18 protein-coding genes and 1 tRNA gene are annotated in these 24197 nt (G+C 63.7%); 10 read left to right on the plus strand and 9 right to left on the minus strand.

The window, feature by feature from the left end:
- Positions 1–34: 34 nt before the first annotated feature.
- Positions 35–125, plus strand: a tRNA-Ser gene (locus J3A66_RS14110).
- A gap of 327 nt (positions 126–452) precedes the next feature.
- Here J3A66_RS14110 and J3A66_RS14115 read toward each other — a convergent pair.
- The 8 genes from J3A66_RS14115 to J3A66_RS19315 all read right to left on the minus strand — a co-directional run bounded on the left by J3A66_RS14115 (position 453) and on the right by J3A66_RS19315 (position 10575).
- Positions 453–908, minus strand: coding sequence for a spore coat U domain-containing protein (locus J3A66_RS14115; protein WP_192098491.1), 456 nt, complete (start codon positions 906–908; stop codon positions 453–455).
- Entirely contained in the window at positions 905–3247 is a 2343-nt protein-coding gene (locus tag J3A66_RS14120; RefSeq protein WP_209569559.1) for a fimbria/pilus outer membrane usher protein, read from the minus strand. Before J3A66_RS14120 ends, J3A66_RS14115 begins: the two co-directional genes overlap by 4 nt.
- A gap of 18 nt (positions 3248–3265) precedes the next feature.
- Positions 3266–3958: a fimbria/pilus periplasmic chaperone gene (locus J3A66_RS14125; protein ID WP_209569561.1), complete on the minus strand. Its 693-nt coding sequence runs from the start codon at positions 3956–3958 to the stop codon at positions 3266–3268.
- Between the two features lie 47 nt (positions 3959–4005).
- Complete coding sequence (locus tag J3A66_RS14130) at positions 4006–4452, minus strand: spore coat protein U domain-containing protein (RefSeq protein ID WP_209569563.1); 447 nt, start codon at positions 4450–4452, stop codon at positions 4006–4008.
- A 655-nt stretch (positions 4453–5107) separates the two neighbouring features.
- Positions 5108–6229 carry a GGDEF domain-containing protein gene (locus J3A66_RS14135; RefSeq protein WP_209569565.1) on the minus strand — a complete coding sequence of 374 codons (1122 nt, stop codon included), beginning with the start codon at positions 6227–6229 and terminating at the stop codon, positions 5108–5110.
- A 378-nt stretch (positions 6230–6607) separates the two neighbouring features.
- The gene (locus tag J3A66_RS14140) at positions 6608–6997 is read right to left on the minus strand and encodes a hypothetical protein (RefSeq protein ID WP_209569567.1); all 390 of its coding nucleotides are present in this window, start codon (positions 6995–6997) and stop codon (positions 6608–6610) included.
- On the minus strand, positions 6994–9585 hold the full coding sequence (locus tag J3A66_RS14145) for an ATP-binding protein (protein ID WP_209569568.1): 2592 nt from the start codon (positions 9583–9585) through the stop codon (positions 6994–6996). Before J3A66_RS14145 ends, J3A66_RS14140 begins: the two co-directional genes overlap by 4 nt.
- A 738-nt stretch (positions 9586–10323) precedes the next feature.
- Positions 10324–10575, minus strand: coding sequence for a hypothetical protein (locus J3A66_RS19315; RefSeq protein WP_245336826.1), 252 nt, complete (start codon positions 10573–10575; stop codon positions 10324–10326).
- A gap of 65 nt (positions 10576–10640) precedes the next feature.
- On the opposite strand from J3A66_RS19315, the gene J3A66_RS14155 reads away from it, so the two are divergent.
- Entirely contained in the window at positions 10641–12938 is a 2298-nt protein-coding gene (locus tag J3A66_RS14155) for an ATP-binding protein (protein ID WP_209569572.1), read from the plus strand.
- An 85-nt stretch (positions 12939–13023) separates the two neighbouring features.
- Here J3A66_RS14155 and J3A66_RS14160 read toward each other — a convergent pair whose 3' ends face one another.
- On the minus strand, positions 13024–13686 hold the full coding sequence (locus J3A66_RS14160) for a VOC family protein (protein ID WP_245336827.1): 663 nt from the start codon (positions 13684–13686) through the stop codon (positions 13024–13026).
- Positions 13687–14166: 480 nt separating this feature from the next.
- Between J3A66_RS14160 and J3A66_RS14165 the strand changes: the two genes are divergently transcribed.
- The 8 genes from J3A66_RS14165 (at position 14167) to cobA (ending at position 24157) form a co-directional block, all read left to right on the plus strand.
- Positions 14167–14745 carry an ANTAR domain-containing protein gene (locus J3A66_RS14165; RefSeq protein ID WP_031441254.1) on the plus strand — a complete coding sequence of 193 codons (579 nt, stop codon included), beginning with the start codon at positions 14167–14169 and terminating at the stop codon, positions 14743–14745.
- Positions 14742–15950 carry a CmpA/NrtA family ABC transporter substrate-binding protein gene (locus J3A66_RS14170; protein ID WP_209569574.1) on the plus strand — a complete coding sequence of 403 codons (1209 nt, stop codon included), beginning with the start codon at positions 14742–14744 and terminating at the stop codon, positions 15948–15950. Before J3A66_RS14165 ends, J3A66_RS14170 begins: the two co-directional genes overlap by 4 nt.
- Positions 15951–16141: 191 nt before the next feature.
- Complete coding sequence (locus tag J3A66_RS14175) at positions 16142–17425, plus strand: nitrate/nitrite transporter (RefSeq protein ID WP_209569576.1); 1284 nt, start codon at positions 16142–16144, stop codon at positions 17423–17425.
- Positions 17383–17844, plus strand: a complete 462-nt coding sequence (locus J3A66_RS14180; protein WP_209569578.1) for a hypothetical protein — start codon at positions 17383–17385, stop codon at positions 17842–17844. The genes J3A66_RS14175 and J3A66_RS14180 overlap by 43 nt, the downstream gene beginning before the upstream one ends.
- On the plus strand, positions 17841–20309 hold the full coding sequence (gene nirB / locus J3A66_RS14185; RefSeq protein ID WP_209569579.1) for a nitrite reductase large subunit NirB: 2469 nt from the start codon (positions 17841–17843) through the stop codon (positions 20307–20309). Before J3A66_RS14180 ends, nirB begins: the two co-directional genes overlap by 4 nt.
- Positions 20306–20653, plus strand: coding sequence for a nitrite reductase small subunit NirD (gene nirD, locus J3A66_RS14190; RefSeq protein ID WP_031441259.1), 348 nt, complete (start codon positions 20306–20308; stop codon positions 20651–20653). Before nirB ends, nirD begins: the two co-directional genes overlap by 4 nt.
- Positions 20654–20805: 152 nt before the next feature.
- Positions 20806–23340 carry a molybdopterin-dependent oxidoreductase gene (locus tag J3A66_RS14195; RefSeq protein WP_348634056.1) on the plus strand — a complete coding sequence of 845 codons (2535 nt, stop codon included), beginning with the start codon at positions 20806–20808 and terminating at the stop codon, positions 23338–23340.
- A complete protein-coding gene (cobA, locus tag J3A66_RS14200; RefSeq protein ID WP_209569584.1) occupies positions 23327–24157 on the plus strand; it encodes a uroporphyrinogen-III C-methyltransferase in 831 nt (276 codons plus the stop codon). Before J3A66_RS14195 ends, cobA begins: the two co-directional genes overlap by 14 nt.
- The last annotated feature ends 40 nt before the right edge of the window (positions 24158–24197 follow it).

Genomic DNA, 24197 nt, shown 5'->3' on the forward strand with positions numbered 1-24197 from the left:
AACCCGCTCTAGCAGGCGCGTTCCAGAGCAATGCGGAGCGGTGGCCGAGTGGTCGAAGGCGCTCGCCTGGAAAGTGAGTATACGTCAAAAGCGTATCGAGGGTTCGAATCCCTCCCGCTCCGCCACCACCCTTTGGATCTAAGCCCAAAGTTGCGATCAAGTCGTCGGGTTCCCATAACCGCTCCCCAAAAGCGCGCGTGCTTGAAGCCGAACGTCGCTGCACGATTTCCGCGGGTATCGCTGGCCGTGGTTTATGTCGCGTTAGGCCGCGCCCCTGTATTGCGTACGGCCTATGCTCAGAGTTGACCGGTAAAAGCGGTCGTAAGCCGCCCCTCCGCTTTCGGGCGGCGATTGCCATGAACAGCCGTTCGTCCATACGATGGGCTACGGGTTTAGTCGCCTGACCCTTCCCGAGATCGGACGCCTTTCAGATGTAGTAAATACGGCATCAATCAATAGCTTACCGTAATTGTAATCGTATCATTATAGGCTCCGGGGCGTGGCGAGAGATTGGCGGGAATTCTTCCGTAAATCTGGTAGGTCGAACTTCCGCCAAGCAACGGGATGATATCGAAGGACCGCACGGTGGAGCTCCCGCCCGACCCGTCGCCCCAGATCTGCGTTCGCGCCGGATCCGCATAAAGCTGATAGGGCAAGGTCGCCGTTCCAGAGATCATGCGTCGCGCCGTATAGCTGCCGTCTCGTCCCGGGCTGAGCGCGATCGTGTACCCGCCGAGACCGGAGAGTATGAAGCAGTTGATCGTGATCGTGCCCGTCGCGTCGTCCGCCGACGTGGCGGACCCGTCATAGTTCCCGAACGCGACCCCGCTTGCCGATACCGAGCATCCCGCATCCGCGACAGCGGGTATCGCGAGGCAAAAGAGCGTGAACAGCACGCGGGCGATCACGGGGCCGTCTCGACACAGGAAAACGGGCCAAGCCGCGCGAGACCCCGGTCCCGCGCAGCGACGGACAGTCCGACACGGCAGCGCGTGCCGTCAGGGCGCGCGACGTTCAGGACGGTGTGCTGGTCGAGCCCCTCGACGAAGGTCTCCCCGTCGAAACCCAAGGGATACGTCGCCCCGGACGCTTCCAGCGTGACGGTGCTTCCCGGTGGAAGTGGTCTACCGCTTGCGTCGACCAGGATCAGCACCGCGCCATTTGGTCGTTTGATCGGAAACCTGAGCACGACGCCTGCCCGATCCTGTGGCCGGACATCGCGTTCCCCGGTTGCGATCACGGCATCGGGCGGCAGATCGGTCGGCTCGATGGCGAGGTGATTGACCTGGAACGACCGCAGGTCGGTAACCATCAGCTTGCCCGACCGGCCGGTTCGGCCGGCGACCCTGTTTTCGTGCAGCACCCGAACACCTGCCAAACCCTGCGTGTCGACAATCGCGAAACTGTCGTTGATCGTATTCGACAGGAATACCGAGCCATCGATTGCGGACACGGACCCGCGCGCCTGGGCACGGATCGTCGTTGCACCGTTGGTCCGATCGATTCCGGCGGCCAGCCATCCGATGCGGGACCGATGTTGTACTTCGACAAACTGGCTGTCGATCGCGCCGCGTCCGATCGCCGCCTGATAGCCCCAGGAATCGGCCTCGCTCGTGCCGCGCGCCGCCTGCAGCTGGCTTTGCCAGCGGCCGCCTTGCATCTGCCGATCAACACTCGCCTGACTGCGGCGTCCGAAGGGAAGCGACACGCCGAACATGATGCTGCGGCCGCCGCGTGCGGTGGTGTCGTGCGAGCCGTTCGCGTAGATCGATACCGGTCCCCGCTGCACGCTGTAGGTGACGGACGCCAGACGGACCGCGGAACCGCGGCCAAACATCGCCGGCGCGCCCTTCAGCCTTTCCCAGGCGACGTCGCCTGCCTGATCGAGGGCGGTATAGCCGAGGGACATCGTACCGGCCGGACCCATTGCAAGCGCAATGCTGGCGTCGGTCTGCTGGCGAATGGCAGGATAGCCATCGCTTGCCGCGATGTCGCGAAAGTCCTTCGTTGCAAATCCGTGGGACAGCCGGAGCGACACCAGTGAGTCGCGGTGTTCGATTTGCGCGACGCAGCGCACACCGTTCCCGTCCCGCCCGCTGCTGGCCGCACAGTCACCCGTGGCGATTGCCAAATTGGCCAGGTTTACCGACACGCCCGACCCGACGAGCGCCGCGCTGCGGGTTGCTTCGGCATAGAACGCCGCCGTCAGCCGTGGCGATACGCCCCAGCGGTAACTGCCGCTCGCCGCGAACTGTCCGTAGGCGTTGCTCTGGCTCCCGAATTGATGCCGGATAACGCCAGCCTGGACAGCGAACGTGTGCAACCCGGGTGCCAGCAGAGCATTGCTCGCATAATAGGCCACCGTCGTCCTGACGGATTGTCCCAGGGAATTCTGGAGGTTCAGCGAGACTTTGCCGCTGCCCGTCTGCACCGGCACGTTGCGGATCTCGAAGGGACCAGCGCCGATAGGCAGGGATATCGCGGATGTGTCGTTCACAAGGATGTCGGCGATGGTGGGAACGACCGCGTTTCCACGAAAATCGGGCAGCGGCATCGTGATCAGGTCGGGGCGCAGCGCGAAGTCCGAACCGAATTGGATGCCGCCGAGCCGGATCGCCCGTTGCGAGTCCGCGCCCGACGTGATGAAGTCGCCCAACCTGAGCCGCAGCAGGCGGTCGGGCAGCGAAACGGTGTAGTTGAAATCAAGCCTGGTCGCGCGATAGGTCGTCGTCGTCCCCGAACGGAATGCGGTCATCAAGGCCTGACCAGCCGCAACTCCATGGCCTGAAAAGACGCGGGCATCGAGGTACGCGGAAAAGGCCTGGCGACGAGCATCGCCGGTCACTGTCGTGTCGTAGTTCAGCGTGGAGCCGGTCCCGCTCTCCACCGCTCCGGCCATGGCAGGAGCGGCAGCCGCCGAGATCGTCGTTCTCACCAAACGCACCTCGGAGGCGGTCACGTAGAGTCGGCCCGTAGCCTGGTCGACGTGCCAGCGAAAATCACGGTCGGCGACGATGTCCGCAAGTTCATCGCCGGGCGTGGTGCGCGGGGAAAGGCCGAGTTCGGCGAGTTCCTTGGGGGTCGCCGCCAGTCCGTCGCCGCGCAGAACAAACTCGCCGATTTTCCCGGTCGGGCGCCCATTGATCCAGACCTCCAGCAGCGTGGGTGCAGGAGCGGCCCCGGCATGGTCAGCGAGGCAGATCATCAGGAGAAATCGACAGGTCGATCGGAGGGCTTTGGCGCGCATCGCACGGTCCCGTCCCCGCTACCGCGCGAGGGCAACGGTGATGGGGCCCTTTCCGCCCTCCATCGTCAGTCGATAGCGGCCATCCACGGCGGGTTGGACGGGCATGTCCTGGACCGGAAGTTCCCGCGTCGCGCCAGCCAGCAGATAGGGTGAGCCACCGTTCTTGATGGCGATCGGCGCGCCGTTCGTGTCGCGCAGCATAACGTTGCGCAGCGTCTCATGGCGCGCTCCCGGATTTTCGAGCACGAGCACCGTGTCACCGTCCCGGCGCGCCAGCCGAAATCGAACGCCGGGGTTCGCCGGAGCGACGGGCTCGACGAAGATCGGCATGGAAATGCGCAGGACCATACGCACGGCACCGGGTTCGGACGCGCGCGGGATCTGATCGAGGATCAATCGGTACGTCAGTTCCTTGGACGTCGGCTTATGCCGCACGAGGACACGGAAGACCTGGTTCGAATGGGGTGGGATCGTCACGATGCGGGGACTGACGACGACATCGTCGGCCGGTGTGAGGACATCGTCGGGCTGTTGCGTCCAGGCGAAGGGCCGGATCTGGACCACCGTTTCCTCAGCGCCATCGTTTCGGACCGTCAGGCTCGTCGCCTGCTGCGAGGCGGCAAGATTGAACGTGACCGGGCTCACCGACAGGGATTGTGCGTGAAGCGGGGCGATGCCCGTTGCCAGGACGACCCCGTATCCGCCCGCCATCGACCAGCGACGAAGCCTCTCGACGCGAATAGCACTTCCCCGGGCCATCAGTAGGTGATCGTTGCGGTCAGAGTATCCGAATAGGCTCCGGGGACGGGCAATTGACCCGCTGAAAGGCGCCCATAAACGGTAATGGCCTGAGCGCCGCCGTTGCCGGTGCCCGAGACCGTGTCCGTACCGATCGTCGTGCCCCAGCTATTGGTACGCGCACTGTCGCGATAGACGGCATAGGCGAGCACATCGACGCTGGGGCCGTTCATGTACCGGTTCGTTACGGTCGCCCCCGTGCCCAAGCCTGCGCTGACGCCGATGGTGTAGGCGGTGGTATCCGTGCAGGTCGCGGTGATCGTCGAGGTCGCGTCGGTTTGGGCCCCGGTATAGGTTCCGAACGTCAGCGCGGTCGCCGAAATCTGGCAACTCGACACGACATTGGCCGTCACAGTGAACGTCGTGTTCGCCGTCGATGCGCTTGCCGAGCCATTCGCCACAACCATGCAGAGGGGAATGCTCAGAACGCGAGCCTGCGTTTTGAAAAAGGCTGTAACGGTGTGAAGCGACGGCCGACCTATGCGCAGTAACGCAATATGCCGGGCCAAGTTCTGCGTAATCATAAGACGGCGACCTTTCTCAGGCAATTATAGAATGCCGGCCAAAGGAAGGGCGTCAGCCTCAGGAAAACGTCACCATTTATATGCGGGGATCCATCACCGGTGGCCCTAACCAACTGCAGATTATTGCGAATTAGGGCGTTCTCTAGAGTCCGCATGGATTGAGGAGTCTGGGCGGTAATTCTAAACCTAATCGTACTGAAGGGTTTGGCCGCTCAAAAAGAGCGGCTGAGATTTACCGAGCATTTGTGTGAATACGTGCACGCCGCGATCAACCCGAAAGGCGCCGATTATCATTCTCGCAGCCGTTTGAACCGGCGGCTGCCTCCTACCGACTGCCCTAAATCGGACGTCCCGCTTTCTTCTCGATCACGGCGTCCATGAGGAAATATCCGCCGCCAAAAGCCGCCAGCGCGAACAGGGAAATGCTTGAAATCGGGGAGCGGGGGAGGTGGCAGCAATGGCCGGATTTGGGTCGAGTGTGTCAGTGTAGTGCAAGCAATGGATCAGACGCGCACCGTCCGCAGGTCTCAAACTTGACTTATGCGACCTTGCCGAACCCTTCACTGAAGCGCCACGTGCTTCGCCCCCTCCGCTTCGCGTCGTAAAGCGCAACGTCCGCGGATTTCAGGACTGTTTGTATGCTGTCGCCGTCGCCGGGATAAAGCGCGATGCCGATGCTGAAACTTAGGTACATCTGTCCTCCGTTGAAGTCGACAGCAGGCTGGACGCCATCGACGATGCGACCGCATGCCGCATCGATATCGGCGGTGCTGCCGATGTCGGGTAAGAGTATGGCAAACTCGTCACCGCCGAGCCGCGCGACATGGCTCAACTCTCCAACGGCTGCGCGCAGACGCTCTCCTGCCGCGACGAGGAGCGCATCGCCAGCATCGTGGCCAAATGTGTCGTTGACGACCTTGAAATGGTCAAGATCGATCAGGAGCAAGGCAAACCGGGACTTTTGACGATCGGACAGTTCGATGAGATTGCGCATGTGTCGTGTGAACTGTCGACGATTGGCGAGGGAGGTAAGTCCGTCGAAATAGGCCAGATATTGGAGTTCGTCATGAGCTTTGCGTAGCGCCGCATCGCTCCGCCAGTTTGCCCGCACGCTTGCGAAGATATAACTGATGCAAAGACCCGACGCGATTGTCGACGTGAGAGTGGTGAAATAGCTTGCTGGTTCGACCAGCCAAGGCAGCGCGAGCATTGCGCTGGCGGGAACACCAACCTTGAACGCCACGATCGACGGGGCGCGGAAGGCAAAGGCTTGAGCGTGGATCAGCTGCGAGATCAGCATGACGATAACCGCTGAACCTATATCAGGTACCCTGCTCCACCACAGCAAAACCGGCAAGCTCGTCCACGCGATCGTCGTCATGAGTGCGGAGGCAATATAATTGAGCCGCAGCGGCAGGCGCCCGCCATCCGGTCGCGCCAGCATGATACTGCATTGCCTGCACCACAGCTCCGCAAAGCCGACAAAGCTGATCCAGAGTATCGCAGCGCGAGAACCCAGATGGGTGAGCAACAGCAAACTCGCCAGAGCGGCGATCACCAATCGCGGCAACAGCGTTTTCAGGCCGTCCAGCGCCGCCCCATCGAGCCGATGGTCTCCCAGCCGTTCCAGCCAACCGGGCGATATCAGACCGCGGAGCATGATAACGTGTTCCCTGATGCCAGCACAGCCAGGACTGGGCGAATCCGGTCGCAGGGGCAGTGCGTAGTCCTGTGCCGCCGATCGTGATGGTAGGGAAAAGCGCCGACATGCATGCGCGCATTATAGGACAGCGTGAATCAATCGAGATAACGACACCGAAAAGTTCAGCGATCGGACCTTGCCATCCAGGATGCAGAAATCACCGGTTTTTGCATTGATCCAAGAACGGCATGAAACCTAGGGTTCCTCCGATGCAAAAGGCTGATGCAGCTGTGGCGCCCATGCAGTGGCTGGTTTTCCGGGGTGCAGCCCTAAAAGTGGAAAGTTCGCTTCCCTCTCCATTCCCGACATTTACAAAAAATCTGACACCAAAAGCGGTCAATCGCGGCGCATGAATATCCAGTAGCCGCCCGTACTGGCAGACTGGATACGCACCGTCAGTTCCCGGTCGCGGTCCTCGAAATCGCCGACGTGGCTGAACTCCAAATCGAGCACGCCCGATACCCGGGCACGCTCGACGCGACCGCGAAAGTCGGGATTGTCCATACAGGGGGCGATCCGGCTGAAGAAGTCCAGGCCGAGGCGGTCATGATTGCCGGAACCCGACAGGCGCCGCTCTGCCGCACTATAATATGCGACCGTGCCATCGTCGCCGATCCGGATTGCGCCATAGGGCAAGGCGTCGACCGTTTCGCTTGGTAGCGCCTCTATCGCTATCGCCAGCTGGGGCTCGTTGAAATCGGGTAGCTCACGGGCGTCAACCATCATCGTTCCCCCACCGCTTCACGTTCGATGACAACTGCACCGACGATATGATCGACGACGATCCCGTCCGACGAGAAGGGCAGCAACAGCCGCTCGAATGTTTCCCTATACCCGTCACCAAGATTGATACGGGCATATTCATGCGATGGCTTGCCGGTCAGCGCGCAGCGGCGATAGGCCGCCTCGCGCGCCGCGAGGCTATCGTTGCCACTGACCGGCATCTCGGTGGCGGCGATGCTGTGCGGTACAGCGTTGCGCAAGGTGTCGCCGACCAGCGTGAAGGTGAAATGGATCGGCACCTTCCCCAAGTCGATCTGCGCAACCACGATCCGGTGCGGCTCGCTGCATGCATTGATCGTGAACGTCTCGAACAACGGGATGACTTGGCCTGCGCGGATGGCGCGCCAGTGGTCGAGCAATGACCGGGTGCAATCGGACTTCAGGCGCAGCGTCAGCCGATCGAGCCGCTCGGCATCGGACGCACGCTGGTCCCGTGCAATCAGGATGCGGCGCAGCGCATAGTGCAATACGGCGGGGTTGAAGGGCTTCTGCATGACCGTCTCGCCATCGAGAGCGGCTTCGTTGGCGATCCCCGTCATGAACAGGCAGGGAATGTCCGATCCCGACGCGCGCACCTGCGCGACCAGGTCGTTACCGGACATGTCCGGCATGTGGACGTCGGTCACGAGCGCGTCGATCGCCCGCGTCCGTAACTCGAGCAGCGCCGCCTGTGCGTCCGGCGCGACGATGACTTCGAAGCCGTGGTCAGACAATCCTTCGGCGATCATGGCGCACAATTCGGCGTCATCATCGACCAGCAGGATCGTTTCGAAAGCGCGCCCGGTCGCGTTGAAACCGGTCTCGTCGCTGCGGGGTACAGGGTCGGAAGCGCCAGGATCAACGGCACGCAGCAGGAAGATCGAGAATGTGGTTCCGTGGCCGGGGCGGCTTTCGATACGCAGGGCACCGCCCGACTGCTCCACGAAGCGCTGCACCATCGCGAGGCCCAGCCCGGTCCCCTTGCCGCGCGCCTTGGTGGTGAAGAACGGCTCGGTAATCCGCTGCAAGGTATCGCTGTCCATGCCGGGACCGTTGTCGGCCACAACAATCCTGATCGCGTCCTGGCCGTCCAGTTCCAGCGGAAGATCCGCTGAAGTCCGGGCGCAATTGCTGACGGCGATATGCAGGTGGCCGCCGCCATTCATCGCATCGCTGGCATTGGTGGCAAGGTTGAGCAGCGCCGATTGCAATTGTGTCGGGTCTGCCAGCACAGGCCAGAGATCGTCATCGCAGTCGATCGCGAGCGCGACGTTGCCGCGCATGCCGTGCCGGACGAGGTCGGAAATCTCGCCAATCGCGCCGGCTAGGTCGACACGCTGCGCAACCACATCCTCCTGGCGCGCAAAGGCGAGCAGCTGTCGTACAAGCGCAGCACCCCGCTCGGCCGCGCGCTGACCCATCGTCGCAATCTGCTCGATGCGCGGGTCGTCATTGCGGTTCTGGATAATTGTGAGCCCGCCGATCACCGCGCCGAGAATGTTATTGAAGTCGTGCGCTATGCCCGACACGAGCTGACCAACCGCTTCGAGCTTTTGGCTTTGCAGTTGCGCAGCCTGTACCGCTTCGCGCCGCTCGATCTCGGCTGTGAGGCGTGCATTGGCCTGGTTCAGTGCCGCAGTGCGAGCACGGACACGACGCTCCAGGTCAATATTCAGGTCCCGCAATTCGGCCTCGCGGCGACCCAAGGCCCGCGTCCCGTACTCCCTGTCGATGAGATCATGGAAATAGCAGACGATGCCGTAGCATTCGTCCGGCAGTGTCACACGCTCGATCCGCCAGCCATATGCCTCGCGTGCCTCGATATTCGCGCGCTGTTCCGGCGTCGCTGCCGCGTCATACGCCATGCCGGTGTCAAGCGTCTGCCGGAAGCGGGCGATCGCTTCGCTGGCAAAGGGCTCGGGCCAGAGAGCGCGAAGAATGTCGGCGAAATCGCGGCCGAGCAGCGGCTGGATATTTTCGAATACCGTCTGGGCGCCGCGGCTGACTACGCGCAGCCTGAAATCCGCATCGACCAGGCAGATTTCAAGAGGGTTGTTCGCGATCAGCGCTTCGAATGTCTCGATCTGGCGGCGAAGCCGGCCTTTCTGGACCTTGTCATGCGTGATGTCGCGCATGACCGATACGAAGCCGGTGATTTCGCCGCGCTCATCGCGCGTCGCGAATGTCGAGCGCTGGACGTCGATGATGTCGTCGGTCTTCAGATTGACGAGCTGCATCTCGCCTTCCCACACGCCGTCCCGCCTCGCCGTCGGCACGACGACCTCGTCGACGAGGTGGCGTTGTTCCGGAACGACGTAGTCGGTCAGCCGCATCGGGAAAATGTCGGCCGCCTCGACTCCGATCAGGCGTCGGCCGGCCGGATTGAGATAGGCGAGTCGACCGCCGGCATCGCAAAGGCCGATCAGGTCGCCGGTGTATTCCGCCATCTGGATCAGCGCGGCGCTTCCATGTGGAACCGCCTTGAGAAAGTCGGCGCGGCGCCGCTTGGCGAGAGGCTCTACGCTTTGACCGTCCTCGTTTGCGTCTTCCATAAAGGGCTCCCTGCCAGCGGGATCGATCCGGATGCGAAACATTAACCCTATTTCGAGGATGGCACCATATCGGTTGTGGTTCTTGCTAAAATCTGTTGTATTTTGGGAGTCGCACTCGGCCAGCTAGATCCAGCCCGACGGGCCGCGCGCGTCTCAGCGCACAAAGCGTCGCATGAGATTGCCAGCCTATCGAAATGGCACTCGGCGCTATCGCTGCTGGAATAGGGCGGGCCTCGGCTAACACCTGAATGCACGGCTGAGACTGTCGATCCTGCTCCCAGTCCCGGACGCTCAGCCGCGGTTTCGCGCGCGCCGGTACCGGACATCTGTTTATGTCGGCTTCGTGCCGACCCCTGAGAGAAGCACGAATCCCGGGTGACGATCTTAAGCCCAGCAGAAAAACGGCTTTTTGTATTGGTTTAGCTACCGTTTCGTCAGGCCTTCGCACTCGCTGTGGCGGAGAGAGGCCTGCCTCTGTGACGTAGACCGCGAGAGAGACGCGGCCATTCGTAGTCGGCAGCGCATCTGCTTGCGAGAGAAGTGTTGCGGCAGCGCCGTACGAGCGGGGACGCCGCGGTTAAGGCGCAGGCTCATCAACGTCGACGTTTATTCACGTCGCCATTTACACGTTGAAAACTTCGCGTTCTTATCTTGAGCTTGCGTCACCATTGAAAGTGCCCAACAATGATCTTGGTCGTCGAGGACGAGACCGACGTCCGGGAGGAGTTGGTTGAAATGTTAGAATTGCGCTCGTTCGCGGTTAGCGGCGCAGCGTGTGTGGCCTTTGCGCTGGAGAGATTGAAGCAAGGTTCCAGCCACGTAACCCTGTTGACGGACCTCCGCTTGCGAGACGGCAGTGGCCTTGACCTGGTCCGCGCAATCCGAGCCGACCCTGACCTGCGGGCAAAGGTGAACACCATAATCCTGATGACAGGCCACACCGATCTGACTGAACAGATAGAGCATGAAACCAGGAAGAAGGATCTTCATGTCCTTTTCAAGCCAGTCGACTTAGAATTGCTCCTGTCACTGCTTACACAAGACGGGCGGGGTTGATGAATGACATCGTCAACCGCTTACGGCACGGCGGCGAGTTTCAGCTAGCCGCAGAGCCGCTACGGCAAATGACCGTCCAGGGATGGGCTCTGACGATCGTCCTTTTGGCCGTGGCCATCGGCGCGAGTTCCTTCCGCATTATTCTTGCGCCCGGGTTCGAAATGTATCTCGGCCCCCTTTTCTACCTTCTCGCATACAGGTTGGGCGGGCTGCGGCTAGCCATTCCCATGGTATTGCTAACGATGGCATCATCCTGGTTCTGGTGGGGCCATATCTTTACCATTGCGCTGGCGCTGGGACATGTAGTCTTCATCAATTGGACCCGCTTCGCTGGCTCTTCACTTGCCATCGCCACCGCCGTCTTTTTGCTTACCATCGGGACGGCGGCGGGGTTTCTATTCCTGCGCATCAACTACGATGCGTCGCTGACGATTTTCGCGCTGACGATGATCCGCAAGCTTCTCAACGATGTGTTGATGGCAGCGCTGGTCGATCTAGCGCTGTCACTCTTCGTCGTGAACCTTCCAGCCGGTCGGGTCTCGCTGCGCCGCACGATCAGCCTCGCCCAGCTCCTGCCGGCATCCATTACACTCATCGTGCTCGCGTGCGCGCTCGTCATGTTTGTCAGCAGTGTCCGGCGCTTTCCGGAAGAATTCAAATCCTTCATGGCCGAAACCGCGCTTCTGGCTGAGGTGCGGATCGGTCGCGGGCTTGTGACCGGAAATGGGTTCTTGGGCGTGGCAGAAGCGAACAATAGTGGAAGGCACGCCCAAAGACTGCTTATCTCGGACAACGAAGGCAGCCTGCGAACCGCACAAGCGATGCAGCTTTTCGGCTGCACCCGGATCGATGATGGATTGAACGTGACGGGGCCGAACGACCGCAATACGTTCGCCTACTGGGTTACCGCGTGTCAGCTCGGCCGTTACACTCTTCCCGACCGCAAATATTTCTATCTCTACTCAACCCGACCAGCCGCCGAGAGTGCCTATCGCGTTGTGCTTCTAGAGATGCTCGGCCTGGGCGTCATTCTCGTCGTGTCGATCTTGCTGCAGCTGCTCATCACGCGCGCCCTGCGTCGCTCGCTGCAGGCTTGGAAGGAAGTCGCGGAAGGGTTCGGCCAACCTGGCCTTTCGCTGCCTCAAAAGCTGACATTCAACGAATTCGACCGCCCGATCGCAGCTATCGTCACCGCGAACAACAGCTTTGCCGATTTGGTGCAAGAGCGCTTGCGAATTGCCCGGGCATTCATCGAACTCAAGAAGGAAATGGACCTGAGCCTTGCGGCGGATATCCGCTTCGACGCTGCCACGGGCACCCTCGCTTTTCTGGACATGAACATCGAACGGGTTGCACAGGAACGGTCCGAAGCGATCCATACCAATGATTGCCTAGCTTTTGCGGACATCTGCGATGATGCCGAGGCGTTTGTCGAGTTTCGGCTTGCAGACCAGGAATCGAGTGATTGGTATCTATTCGTCGGTCGCGACCTCCTGGCTCCCGGCCATTGGCGTTCGGGGTGGTTGGTGCGCCTCCGACAGTCGAAGCTGGCGCAGAATCGGATGCTTCAGCAGGCGCGTCTCGTCGAGCTCGGGGGCATGGCCTCAGCCCTGAGTCATGAACTCAAACAACCTCTCTTCACCATCTCGCTTTCTGCCGAGAATGGCCGATTGTTGCTCGATCAGGCGAGTCCCGATGGTGCGGCGCGTGCTCGCGATAAGTTTGATCGGATCAGCGAACAGGTAAACCGCGCACGCGATATCATTGCGCGTATTTCGCGCTACGCTCGGATCGAGAATGACAGCCCCGAACCGCTTGATCTGGGCGACGTCGTCAGCACAACCTTGTCCTTCATGCGGCCGTTGCTGATCCAGCACGATGTTGGCGTGAAAATGACGTTGCCAGATGGGCCGCCGGTTCTGCTCCTTGCTCCGCGCGTCGGCCTCGAGCAGGTGCTCGTCAACGCCATTCAGAACGCGGTCGACTCCATCGCAACGCGCCGCGAAGCCGAGGACGCTAGTCTGACCGGTGCCGTCGAACTGGAGGTAACTGTCTCAGAGAGCGGCGTTCGGATTAGGATTGTGGACAATGGCGCCGGGCTGTCTTTGAGTCATCCGGACCGGGCATTCGATGCCTTCATGACCACCAAGAAGACGGATCGCGGGACAGGTCTTGGCCTCTATATCTCCCGGCAGATCGTCATGGAAATCGGCGGAAAGATCAGCATCAGATCGCGCGAAGCTCCGGAGCGAGGCGCGATCCTGACCATCGATTTTCCCGATTTTGTAGCTATTTAGCCTATCAGGCTTTCATTGGAGACGGTGGATCGAACCTGGCCGCCGCGCTGCTGACGCTGAGCCTGACCAAATGGCCGTTCTTCTCTCATAGCGTACGTTCCGCGGCTGTTAGTTGCGGTAGAATCGCACGGCAGAACGCGATTTCGCGTTCGCGGAGGCGGGTTGCGCGCCACCGCAATTCTCGGCGAGCGTCCGAAACTGCCCATTTCCGTCGAGACGGGCCTACTTTTGATGCAGTCTCAGCGTTCGGCTCCCACAACTCTATCTTGGTCCCGTCCGGATCAACGATCCACGCAAATTTCCCGATTGCGTCGGTGTCATCCCTTTTAAGTATCGCGACGCCCTTGGCTCTCAGACGATCAACGAACGCGTCCAAGTCATCTACCGCGAAGTTCAGCATGAACTCGCGCTTTGAGGGTTCCATATAGTTGGATCCCTCCTTAAATATATTCAGAGTGAGTACTGGCGGGTGCTCTGGCGCGTCATAGGGCAGCACGACTCCGCCCCACGCCTCAACTTTGATGCCGAGAACATCGCGATACCACGCCATGAGGGCTTTCGGCGCTTTGCTCTTAAAGAAGATGCCACCGATACCGGTAATTCGACCGATCGGCTCTGCGGAGATAGTCATGGGCGTCAACGCAGCCAAGACGGCAACGACTGATAGTAGCCTGCGAATAGTCGGCACAGCATTGGCTCCCCCGATCGTTGCTGGTACGATGTTATCGGCGAGCGGATCGCTTGGCAATTTTATTCCTGATCGACGATTCTCTTTGCAGAAAGCGGCAGTCTCGCAATATCGGTTATTGCCACGGGCCTTCCCGAAATCGGACGGCCAGCAATCCTTCCCATCATGACGTTCATGGTCGAACACCGGACAACGAAAGCGGTCAGCGCGGAGATGAACGAATGACTGAAGCTGGGGAGCGGGGAAGTCCGCGCGAATGACCGAATTTGGGTCTGGCTAATCGGGCGCTCGGCGAGGCCGGTATCGGCCCGAGCCGGTCATTCCAATCAGCCTCGGTAAACGTCCGATAGTGACAGAAGCTGCCGGTCAGGCTGCGCCGAGCGCCCGGCCGGCAGTGCGCCCGCTATCGCCGCTTCCATGATGTATTTGCAGTCCCAGAATCTGTCGTCGTAAACGTGCTCAGGGCTTCAGGAGATCGTCCGCTCAATCGGCTTTGGTCTTCTATGTCATCGGTCTAAGAGCGTCACGGGGGACACGCATGTGCGGATCGCGATTGTCGATGAAAGTGCCGCGCGCGCGGCGGTGATCGAGGAAGGGCTGCGCGATGCGGGCCTGAGCGATGTCACGATCTTCGTCGATCGGCGCGGGATCGCCGCGCGGCTCGAGGCGCTGTCGCCCGATGTCGTGCTGATCAACCTCGCCAATCCGCACCGCGACGAGTTGGAAGAACTGTTCGCCTTGTCCAAGGCGATGGCGCGGCCGGTCGCGATGTTCGTCGACCAGAGCGACGTGGCGGGGATCGAGGCGGCGATCGACGCGGGCGTTTCCGCCTATGTCGTCGACGGGCTCAAGAAGGAGCGGATCCGGCCGATCCTCGAACTCGCGATCCGCCGGTTTCGCGCCTATTCGCGGCTGCGCACCGAACTCGACGAAGCGCGCAGCGCGCTCGCCGAGCGCAAGGCGATCGACGAGGCCAAGGCGCTGCTGATGAAGAAGCGCGGGATCGACGAGCCAGCAGCGTACGCCGCGCTGCGCAAGGCGGCGATGGATAGCGGGCGGCGGATCGGCGACGTCGCCGACGCGATCGTCACCGCCAACCGGCTGATGGGGGATTTATGACGACCACGCCGTTCCGCATCGGTTTTTTGCCATTGGTCGACGCCGCGTTGCCGATCCTTGCACGCGAACTCGGGTTTGCCGAGGCCGAGGGCATCTCGCTCGAGCTGATCCGCGACATCAGCTGGGCCACGGTCAACGACCGGCTGCTCTATGGCCATAGCGATGCCGCGCATCTGCTCGCGCCGCTCGCGATCGCGACGACGCTGGGGCTGGGGCGGCCGGCGACGCCGCTGTCGGTACCGTTCGTGCTCGGGCTCAACGGCAACGCGATCACGCTGCGGCCCGATCTCGCCGCGCAGGTCACAGCCGTGGGCGTGCCGGGCGATGTCGCGGCGATCGGGGCGCGGCTTGCGATCGTCGCGCAGGCGGCGCGCGAGCGCGGCACGCCGTTGCGTTTCGGCGTGGTGCATCGCTATTCGAGCCACAATTATATGCTGCGCTACTGGCTGATCGGCTGCGGGATTGATCCCGACGCCGATGTCGCGATCGTCACGGTCGCACCGCCCTTCGCCGCCGACGCGCTTGCCGCGGGCGAGATTGACGGGATCTGCGTCGGCGAGCCGTGGAACAGCGTCGCGGTCGATCGCGGCGTCGGCGTGATCGTCGCGGTGACGTCGCAGATCTGGCTGCGCGGTGTCGAGAAGGTGCTGGCGATGCGGAGCGCGCGGATGGAGGAGGATCCCGACCTTACGCACCGCCTGCTGCGCGCGCTGTACCGCGCGGGCGTCGCGTTCGTCGACCCGGCACGGCGCGAGGACATCGCCGCGATCCTCGCGGGTCCGGCCTATCTCGACGGGTCGGCGACGCTGATCGGCCACGCGATCTCGGACCGCATCGTGTTTGCGCAAGGAGCGGCGCCGATCGACGTGCCCGACTTCATGTTCCAGCACCGCGAGGCGGCCAATTTTCCGTGGGTCAGCCAGGCGGCGTGGCTCTATGCGCAGATGACGATCGCGGGCCATGTCCCGGCAAATGCCACCAGCTATGACGCCGCGCAGCGCGTCTTTCGCCCCGACGTCTATCGCGCCGCGCTGCGGCCGTTGGGCGTCCCGCTGCCGGGGGCGAGCTCGAAGCTCGAGGGCGGGATCGTCGAAGCGCTGGGCGTGGGCACCACACAGGGTCGGCTGATCCTCGGCGCAGACCGATTCTTCGATGCGCGCAGCTTCGATCCCGCCGATCTGGCCGGCTATCTGGGTGGATTCTGAGCTTTAAGCACCGCGTTGCAGAAAATTGTTGCGTTGCGGCGCGAATCGATGCAGCTTTCGGTCATCGTCGAGACGCTGCAACGGGGTAGCGTCTTCGGCATCACCAACAATCTGGCAAAGTCGCCGTCGCGTCTCGCATGATCGAGCGCCGCGGCGGCTTTTTTGCGTTTGCTCGAGGGGGAATCGGGACGATGACGCAGCTGCAGACAGGGTTTGACGCGGGGCTGGCGGGGACCGGCACGCGTGCGAAGGCGAAGCCGACCGCGCCGGGTGCCACCGGCTTCTGGCAGAGTGGGCATCGCCCGACGCTGATCGCCGCATTTCTCTATTTCGATCTCGCCTTCATGGTGTGGGTGCTGCTCGGCCCGCTCGCGCCGATCATCGCCAAGGAGCTGGCGCTGTCGCCCGCCGAGAAGGGGCTGATGGTGGCCGTGCCGACGCTCGCCGGCGCGGTGCTACGGCTCGTCAACGGGCTGCTCGTCGACAAGATCGGGCCGAAAAAGACCGGGGCGATCGGGCAGATCATCGTCATCGCCGGCCTGTCGATCGGCTGGCTGTTCGGGGTGCACAGCTTCGAGGGTACGCTCGCACTCGGTGTCGTGCTGGGCTTTGCCGGGGCGAGCTTCGCGGTCGCCCTACCCCTGGCCTCGCGCTGGTATCCGGCCGAGCATCAGGGCAAGGCGATGGGGATCGCGGGCATGGGCAATTCGGGCACTGTGCTCGCCTCGCTGTTCGCGCCGCTGCTCGCCAAGGCGTTCGGGTGGAACGCGGTGCTGGGGCTGGCGGTGATCCCGCTGGTGATCGTGTTCGTGCTCTACATGGTAATGGCGAAGGACTCGCCGAGCCAGCCCGCGCCCAAGCCGTTCGCTGCCTATCTGTCGGTGCTCAAGGAAGCCGACACCTGGTGGTTCATGCTGTTCTACGGCGTCACCTTTGGCGGCTTTGTCGGGCTCGCCGCCAGCCTGCCGGTTTATTTCACCGACCGTTTCGCACTGACCCCGGTGATGGCAGGCTATTGCACCGCGGCGTGTGTCTTCACCGGATCGCTGGTGCGGCCGATCGGCGGCGCGGTGGCGGACAGGATCGGCGGGATCAGCGCATTGACCGCGGTCTATCTGCTCGCGGCGATCACGCTGGTCGCGATCAGCACCGCACCTGCCTCGCTGCTCGTCTCGCTCGGCCTGTTCCTGCTGGTGATGGCGACGCTCGGCTTTGGCAATGGTGCTGTGTTCCAGCTCGTGCCGCAGCGCTTCCGCAGCGAGATCGGCGTTATGACCGGGCTGGTCGGCTTCGGCGGCGGAATCGGCGGCTTCTACCTCGCGTCCTCGCTCGGCTTCGCCAAGCAGTGGACCGGCAGCACCTCGCCGGGCTTCCTGATCTTCGCCGGGCTCGCGGTTATCGCCCTGCTCGGAATCCTCAAGGTCAAGCGCCATTGGCGCGGCAGCTGGACCGCGCCAAGCGGAGCGCGGATCTGATGCGCGGGCTGTCGCTCCTCGCATTGGGAGGGCTGGTGGCGACACCGGCGCTTGCCGACCCGCTCACATTCACCCCGCTGGTCGATGCGCGGCTGCGCTACGAGCATGTCGAGCAGGTGCCGCTTGCCAAGGACGCCGACGCGGTCACAGTCAGGGTCCGCAGCGGGTTTGAGGCGAAGTTCAGCGATTTCAGCTTCCTCGCTGAATCCGAGGCGACGCTCGCGATCAACCCGGCGTACAAGACCAGCCCCGGCACGCTGACGGGATTTGCCTATCATTACGGTGACGAGGTCGATGCGCAGATCAGCGTCCGCAAGGGCAGATACACCGCGCTGCTAAAATATGCCGACTATCGCGCCGACCGCTTCGCGACCGACACCAGAAAACTGTGGCTTTCCTTAGACTGGGCTCTGTCATGACCAAACCGCATCTCATCGTCATCGGCAACGGCATGGCGGGCTGCCGCGCGGTCGAGGAAATCCTCGCGCGTGACGCAAACCGCTATCGCATCACGATCTTCGGCGCGGAGCCGCACGTGAACTACAACCGCATCATGCTGTCGCCGCTGCTCGCCGGGGACAAGGCGTTCGACGACATCGTGATCAACGACCTCGCCTGGTATGCCGACAACGCGATCGAGCTCGTCGCGAGCGACCCCGTCGTCGCAATCGACCGCAAGATCCAGACCGTTACCGCGCGGTCGGGCCGGGTCGAGAGCTATGACAAGCTGATCCTCGCGACGGGCTCGGACCCGTTCATCATCCCGGTGCCGGGGCATGACCTGCAGGGCGTCGTCACCTTCCGCGACATGGACGATGTCGGCGCGATGCTCCGCGCAGCCGATGCCGGTGGCGACGCGGTGGTGATCGGCGGCGGGCTGCTCGGGCTCGAGGCGGCGCATGGCCTCAGCTTGCGCGGGATGAAGGTCACGGTGCTTCACATCATGCCGACGCTGATGGAGCGCCAGCTCGACGAGGCGGCAGGGTGGCTGCTCAAGGCCGCGCTCGAGGCGCGGGGGCAGACGATCCTGACCGGCGCAGATACCGCCGAAATCTACGGCAAGGGCAAGGTCGAGGGCGTCCGTCTCAAGGACGGGCGCGACATCCCCGCGGCGCTGGTGGTGATGGCGGTCGGCATCCGCCCCAACGTCAAGCTCGCGCGCGCCGCGGGGTTGGCGATCGGGCGCGGCATCCATGTCGACGATCATCTCGTCACCTCGGACGCCAACGTGCTCGCGGTTGGCGAATGCGTCGAGCATAACGGCCTCGTCTACGGCCTCGTCGCGCCGCTGTGGGAGATGTGCCGCAGCCTTGCCGACGGGCTCGTCGCGACGCCCTCGGGCTATACCGGATCGGTCACCTCGACCAAATTGAAGGTCTCGGGGATCGACGTCTTCTCGGCGGGCGATTTCTCGGGCGGCGAAGGGTGTGAGGACATCGTCATGCGCGATGCGGCGCGGGGCATCTACAAGCGCGTCGTGGTCAAGGACGACCGAGTCATCGGTGCGGTGCTCTACGGCGATACGCAGGACGGAAACTGGTATTTCGATCTGCTCAGGAAACAGCAGGACGTCGCCGAAATCCGCGACGCTTTGATCTTCGGCCAGGCGTTCGTCAGCGGAGGAGCGGCATCGGCAAACCCTAATGCGGCAGTCGCGGCTTTGGCGGACGATGCCGAGATCTGCGGCTGCAACGGCGTCAGCAAGGGCAGGGTGGTCGGCGCGATCGCGGGCGGCGCGTGCACGCTCGACGCGGTCCGCGCGTGCACCAAGGCATCGGCGTCGTGCGGGTCGTGCACGCCACTGGTCGAGGGGTTGCTCGCGATCACGCTGGGCGACGCGTTCGACGGCGAGCGCAGCGCGCCGACGGTGTGCAAATGCACCAGCTTCACGCATGAGGACGTCCGCCGGCTGATCCTCGAGAAAGAGCTCAAGGCGATCCCGCAGGTGATGCAGGCGCTGCACTGGACGACGCCCGACGGCTGTTCGTCGTGCCGCCCCGCGCTCAATTACTATCTGCTCTGCGCCTGGCCGGGCGAGTTCGTCGACGACAACCAGTCGCGCTTCGTCAACGAGCGGATGCACGCCAACATCCAGAAGGACGGTACCTATTCGGTCGTCCCGCGGATGTGGGGCGGGGTCACCAACCCCAAGGAGTTGCGCGCGATCGCCGACGTCGCCGAGAAATATGAGGCGCGGATGGTCAAGGTGACCGGCGGCCAGCGTCTCGACATCTTCGGCATCAAGAAGGAGGATCTGCCCGCGGTGTGGGCCGATCTCAACGCCGCCGGGATGGTCAGCGGCCATGCCTATGCCAAGGCTTTGCGCACCGTGAAGACCTGCGTCGGGTCCGAATGGTGCCGCTTCGGCACGCAGGATTCGACCGGGCTCGGGATCAAGACCGAGCAGATGACCTGGGGCAGCTTCATGCCGCACAAGTTCAAGATCGCGGTGTCGGGCTGCCCGCGCAATTGCGCCGAGGCGACGATCAAGGATTTCGGCGTGATCTGCGTCGACAGCGGCTACGAACTGTCGATCGGCGGCAATGGCGGGATCAAGCTGCGCGGCACCGATTTCCTGTGCAAGGTCGCGACCGAGCAGGAGGCGCTCGATCACTGCGCGGCGTTCATCCAGCTCTACCGCGAGGAAGCGCGCTATCTCGATCGCACCGCGCCGTGGGTCGAGCGCGTCGGGCTCGACTATATCAAGGCGCGGATCGTCGAGGACGTGGAGGGCCGCGAGGCGCTGACCGCGCGCTTCCATTATTCGCAGCGCTTCATGCAGGACGATCCCTGGGCGAAGCGCGCTGCGGGGGAAGATTACAAACTCCACCAGCATCTCGCTGAGATCCGTCCGCTGGCGACGTCTGCGCTGGTGACGGCATGAGCGCGGTCGGCGAATGGCTGGACATCGGTCCGGTCGATCAGCTCCCCGCGCTCGGCGCGCGGACGCTGCCGGTACGCGGCGGGCGCGAGATCGCGATCTTCCACACCGCCAATGGCGAGGTCTATGCGCTCGCCAACCAATGCCCGCACAAACAGGGGCCACTCAGCCAGGGGATCGTCCACGACACCACGGTGACCTGCCCGCTGCACAATTGGCGGATCTCGCTGGTGACGGGCGAGGCGCTGGGTGAGGACAAGGGGTGCGTGCCGGTGATCCCGGTCAAGATTGATGGCGGGCGGATCCTGATCGGCCGGGCTGAAGCGCTTGCGGGGGTAGCGGCATGATAAGCCCCTCCTCTTCAGGGGAGGGGTTGGGGGTGGGGCCTCTCCGCGAATCCGACGGCGTGTTGGAGGCACGGCCCCACCCCAACCCCTCCCCTGAAGGGGAGGGGCTGAGTGTAAGGACCACCTGCGCCTATTGCGGCGTCGGCTGCGGCGTGATTGCCACGCCGACCGGCGACCGAACCGCGACGATCGCCGGCGACCCCGACCACCCCGCCAACTTTGGCAAGCTCTGCTCCAAGGGCACCCATCTCAGCGAGACGATCGGCCTCGAGGGCCGGTTGCTCCACCCGATGATCGGCACCCGCCAGGCCAGCTGGGACGATGCGCTCGACCATGTCGCGCAGCGCTTCGCCGCGACGATCGCCGAATACGGCCCCGACAGCGTCGCCTTCTACGCCTCGGGCCAGATGCTGACCGAGGATTATTACGTCGCCAACAAGCTGATGAAGGGCTTTATCGGCACCGCCAATATCGACACCAATTCGCGGCTCTGCATGGCGAGTGCGGTGGCGGCGCATGTCCGTGCGTTCGGCGAGGATGTCGTGCCGTGCAGCTATGACGATCTCGATGCCGCCGACCTGATCGTGCTGGTCGGATCGAACACCGCCTGGTGCCATCCGGTGATCTGGCAGCGGATCGAGGCGGCGCGGGCGGCGCGCGGGACCAAACTCGTGGTGATCGACCCGCGCCGCACCGAGACTGCCGAGCGCGCCGATCTCCATCTCGCGATCGCGCCCGACAGCGACGTCGCTTTGTTCACCGGACTGCTCGCGCATATGCGCGATAGCTGGCGGCTCGACGGCAAGGCGCTCGCCGAGCGCGTGAGCGTCCCCGACGGCTTCTGGAAGACCCTGCCGAACCCCGACGTCGCGCGCATCTGCGACATCGCGAGCGCCGAGCTGCAGGCGTTCTACGATCTGTTCGCGGATCACCCGCGCACGATCACGCTGTTCAGCCAAGGCGTGAACCAGTCGACCAGCGGCACCGACAAGGCCAACGCGATCATCAATCTCCACCTCGCCACCGGCCGGATCGGCATGCCCGGCGCGGGGCCGTTCAGCATCACCGGCCAGCCCAATGCGATGGGCGGTCGCGAGGTCGGCGGGCTTGCCTCGACGCTTGCCGTGCACATGGGGTTTTCGGATGACGAGCGCGACCGCGCGCAGCGTTTCTGGCAGTCGCCGACGATCTGTGCGGGGCCGGGGCTGAAGGCGGTCGACATGTTCGACGCGATGGCCAAGGGCAGGATCAAGGCGGTGTGGATCATGGCGACCAACCCCGCCGTGTCGATGCCCGACGCCCGCATGGCCCGCGTCGCGCTCGCCAATTGCCCGTTCGTCGTCGTGTCCGACTGCATCGCCGAGACCGATACGCTGCGGTTTGCGCAGGTGAAGCTGCCCGCACTCGGTTGGGGCGAGAAGGACGGCACGGTCACCAATTCCGAACGCCGCGTGTCGCGCCAGCGCGGCTTCTTGCCGCCGCCGGGCGAGGCGCGCGCCGACTGGTGGGCGATTGCCGAGGTCGCACAGTGCATGGGGTTCGCCGGCTTCGACTATTCCAGCGCCGCGAGCGTGTTCCGCGAGTTCGCCGCGCAGACCGGGTTCGAGAATGGCGGCACGCGGCTGCTCGATATTTCCGGCCAGGCAATGATCTCCGACGCCGACTACGCCGCGATGGCGCCGTTCCAATGGGGCGGCACCTCGCCGTTCGCCGAACGTGCCTTTTCGACGCCCGACGGCAAGGCGCGGCTCGTGCCCGTCGTCCACGCGCCGCGCGACGACGCCAGCCGCGCTTACCCGTTGCGGCTCAACACCGGGCGCTACCGCGACCAGTGGCACACGATGACGCGCACCGGCCTGTCGCCCAAGCTGTCGCAGCACCGCCGCGAGCCGCTGGTCGAGGTCCATCCCGATACTGCGAAGCGGCTCGGCCTCGCCGACGGGGCGCTCGCCCGGGTCGAGACGCCGCACGGCGCGAGTATCTTCCGCGTCGCGATCACCCCCGACCAGCGCCGCCGCGAGCTGTTCGTGCCGATCCACTGGACCGACCAGACCAGCGCCGGCGGCCGCACCGGATTGCTCCCCGGCAAGGATCGCGACCCCGTCTCGGGCCAGCCCGGCTTCAAGAACACCCCCGCGCGCGCCGGGTCGTACAAGCCCGGCTGGACCGGCTTCGTCGTGTCGCGCGAGCGGCCGACCGCGCCCGATTGCGCCTATTGGACGCGGATCCGCACCGCGCATGGCTGGCTGATCGAACTGGCGGGCGAGGGCGATCCCGCCGCGCTCACGGCGCTGTTACCAGCCGGCGAGCGCGCCGAAATGATCGACGCGCGGCGCGGCGTGGTGCGCGCGGCGGTGGTCGCGGACGGCCAGCTCGAGGCAGCCTTGTTCGTCTCGCGGGGCGCCGGCCTGCCGTGGCGCGACTGGCTGCTCGATCAGCTTGGCGTGCCCGACGCGTCATCGTTCGAGGTGCTCGCCGGCCGCCCGGCCACGCCCGCGCCCGATCGCGGGCCGATCGTCTGCGTGTGCTTCGACGTCGGGCTCAACACTTTGCTTGCCGCGATCACCGGCCAGCGGCTCGTCACCGTCGAAGCGGTCGGTGCCGCGCTTCATGCCGGCACCAATTGCGGGTCGTGCCGCCCCGCCATCGCCAAATTGCTGCCCGTCCAGGAGAGTGTCCGTGTCTGAGCTCATCGCACCCGGCGACGTGTGGCTGGTCGGCGCGGGGCCCGGCGACCCTGATCTGCTGACGCGCAAGGCCGAGAAGCTGATCGGCGCTGCGAGCATCGTCTTCTACGATGCGCTGGTCGGGCCGGGGGTGCTGGACCTGATTCCTCCCCATGTGCGGCGCGTCTCGGTCGGCAAGCGATCCGGGCGGCATTCGAAGACACAGCCTGCGATCGACGCACTGCTTGTCGCGGCGGCGCGCGCCGGGGAGCGGGTCGTGCGGCTGAAGGGCGGCGATCCGTCGATCTTCGGCCGCTCGACCGAGGAGATCGACGCGCTGACCACACACGGCTTCCGTGTCCGCATCTGCCCCGGCATCACCGCCGCCAGTGCCGCCGCCGCCAGCGCGTGCCTGTCGCTGACGCTGCGCGGCTCGGCCCGCCAGGTGCGGTTCGTCACCGCGCACGCGCGCGCTGGCGAGACGCTGGATCTCGACTGGGCTACGCTGTCGGAAGGCTCGACGACAATTGCCTTCTACATGGGACGAGGGGCTGCAACCGTCATCGCGAGCCAGCTGATCGCGAACGGCCTCGACCCGGCGACTCCGGTGCTGATCGCGAGCGACGTCAGCCTTCCGTCGGAACGTCTCGTCCATACCCGGCTCGATCTGCTTGCGCTCGTGATCGACCGCGCTTCGGGTGCCGGCCCTGCATTGATCTTGGTCGGAGAGGCAATGCGTGCGCAACGCGCGTCTCGACTTACCCAGTTTGCATACGAGATTAGCGGCAGCGGCGCACTCGGCGTGGGCATGCTCGCGGTGCCTTCAGGAGCGATTTGACCGGTCGCCGGCTCGCTGTCAGATCTTTTCGTTCGAAGCT

It is taken from the genome of Sphingomonas sp. PvP018 (assembly GCF_017876865.1).
GTDB lineage: Bacteria > Pseudomonadota > Alphaproteobacteria > Sphingomonadales > Sphingomonadaceae > Sphingomonas > Sphingomonas aerolata.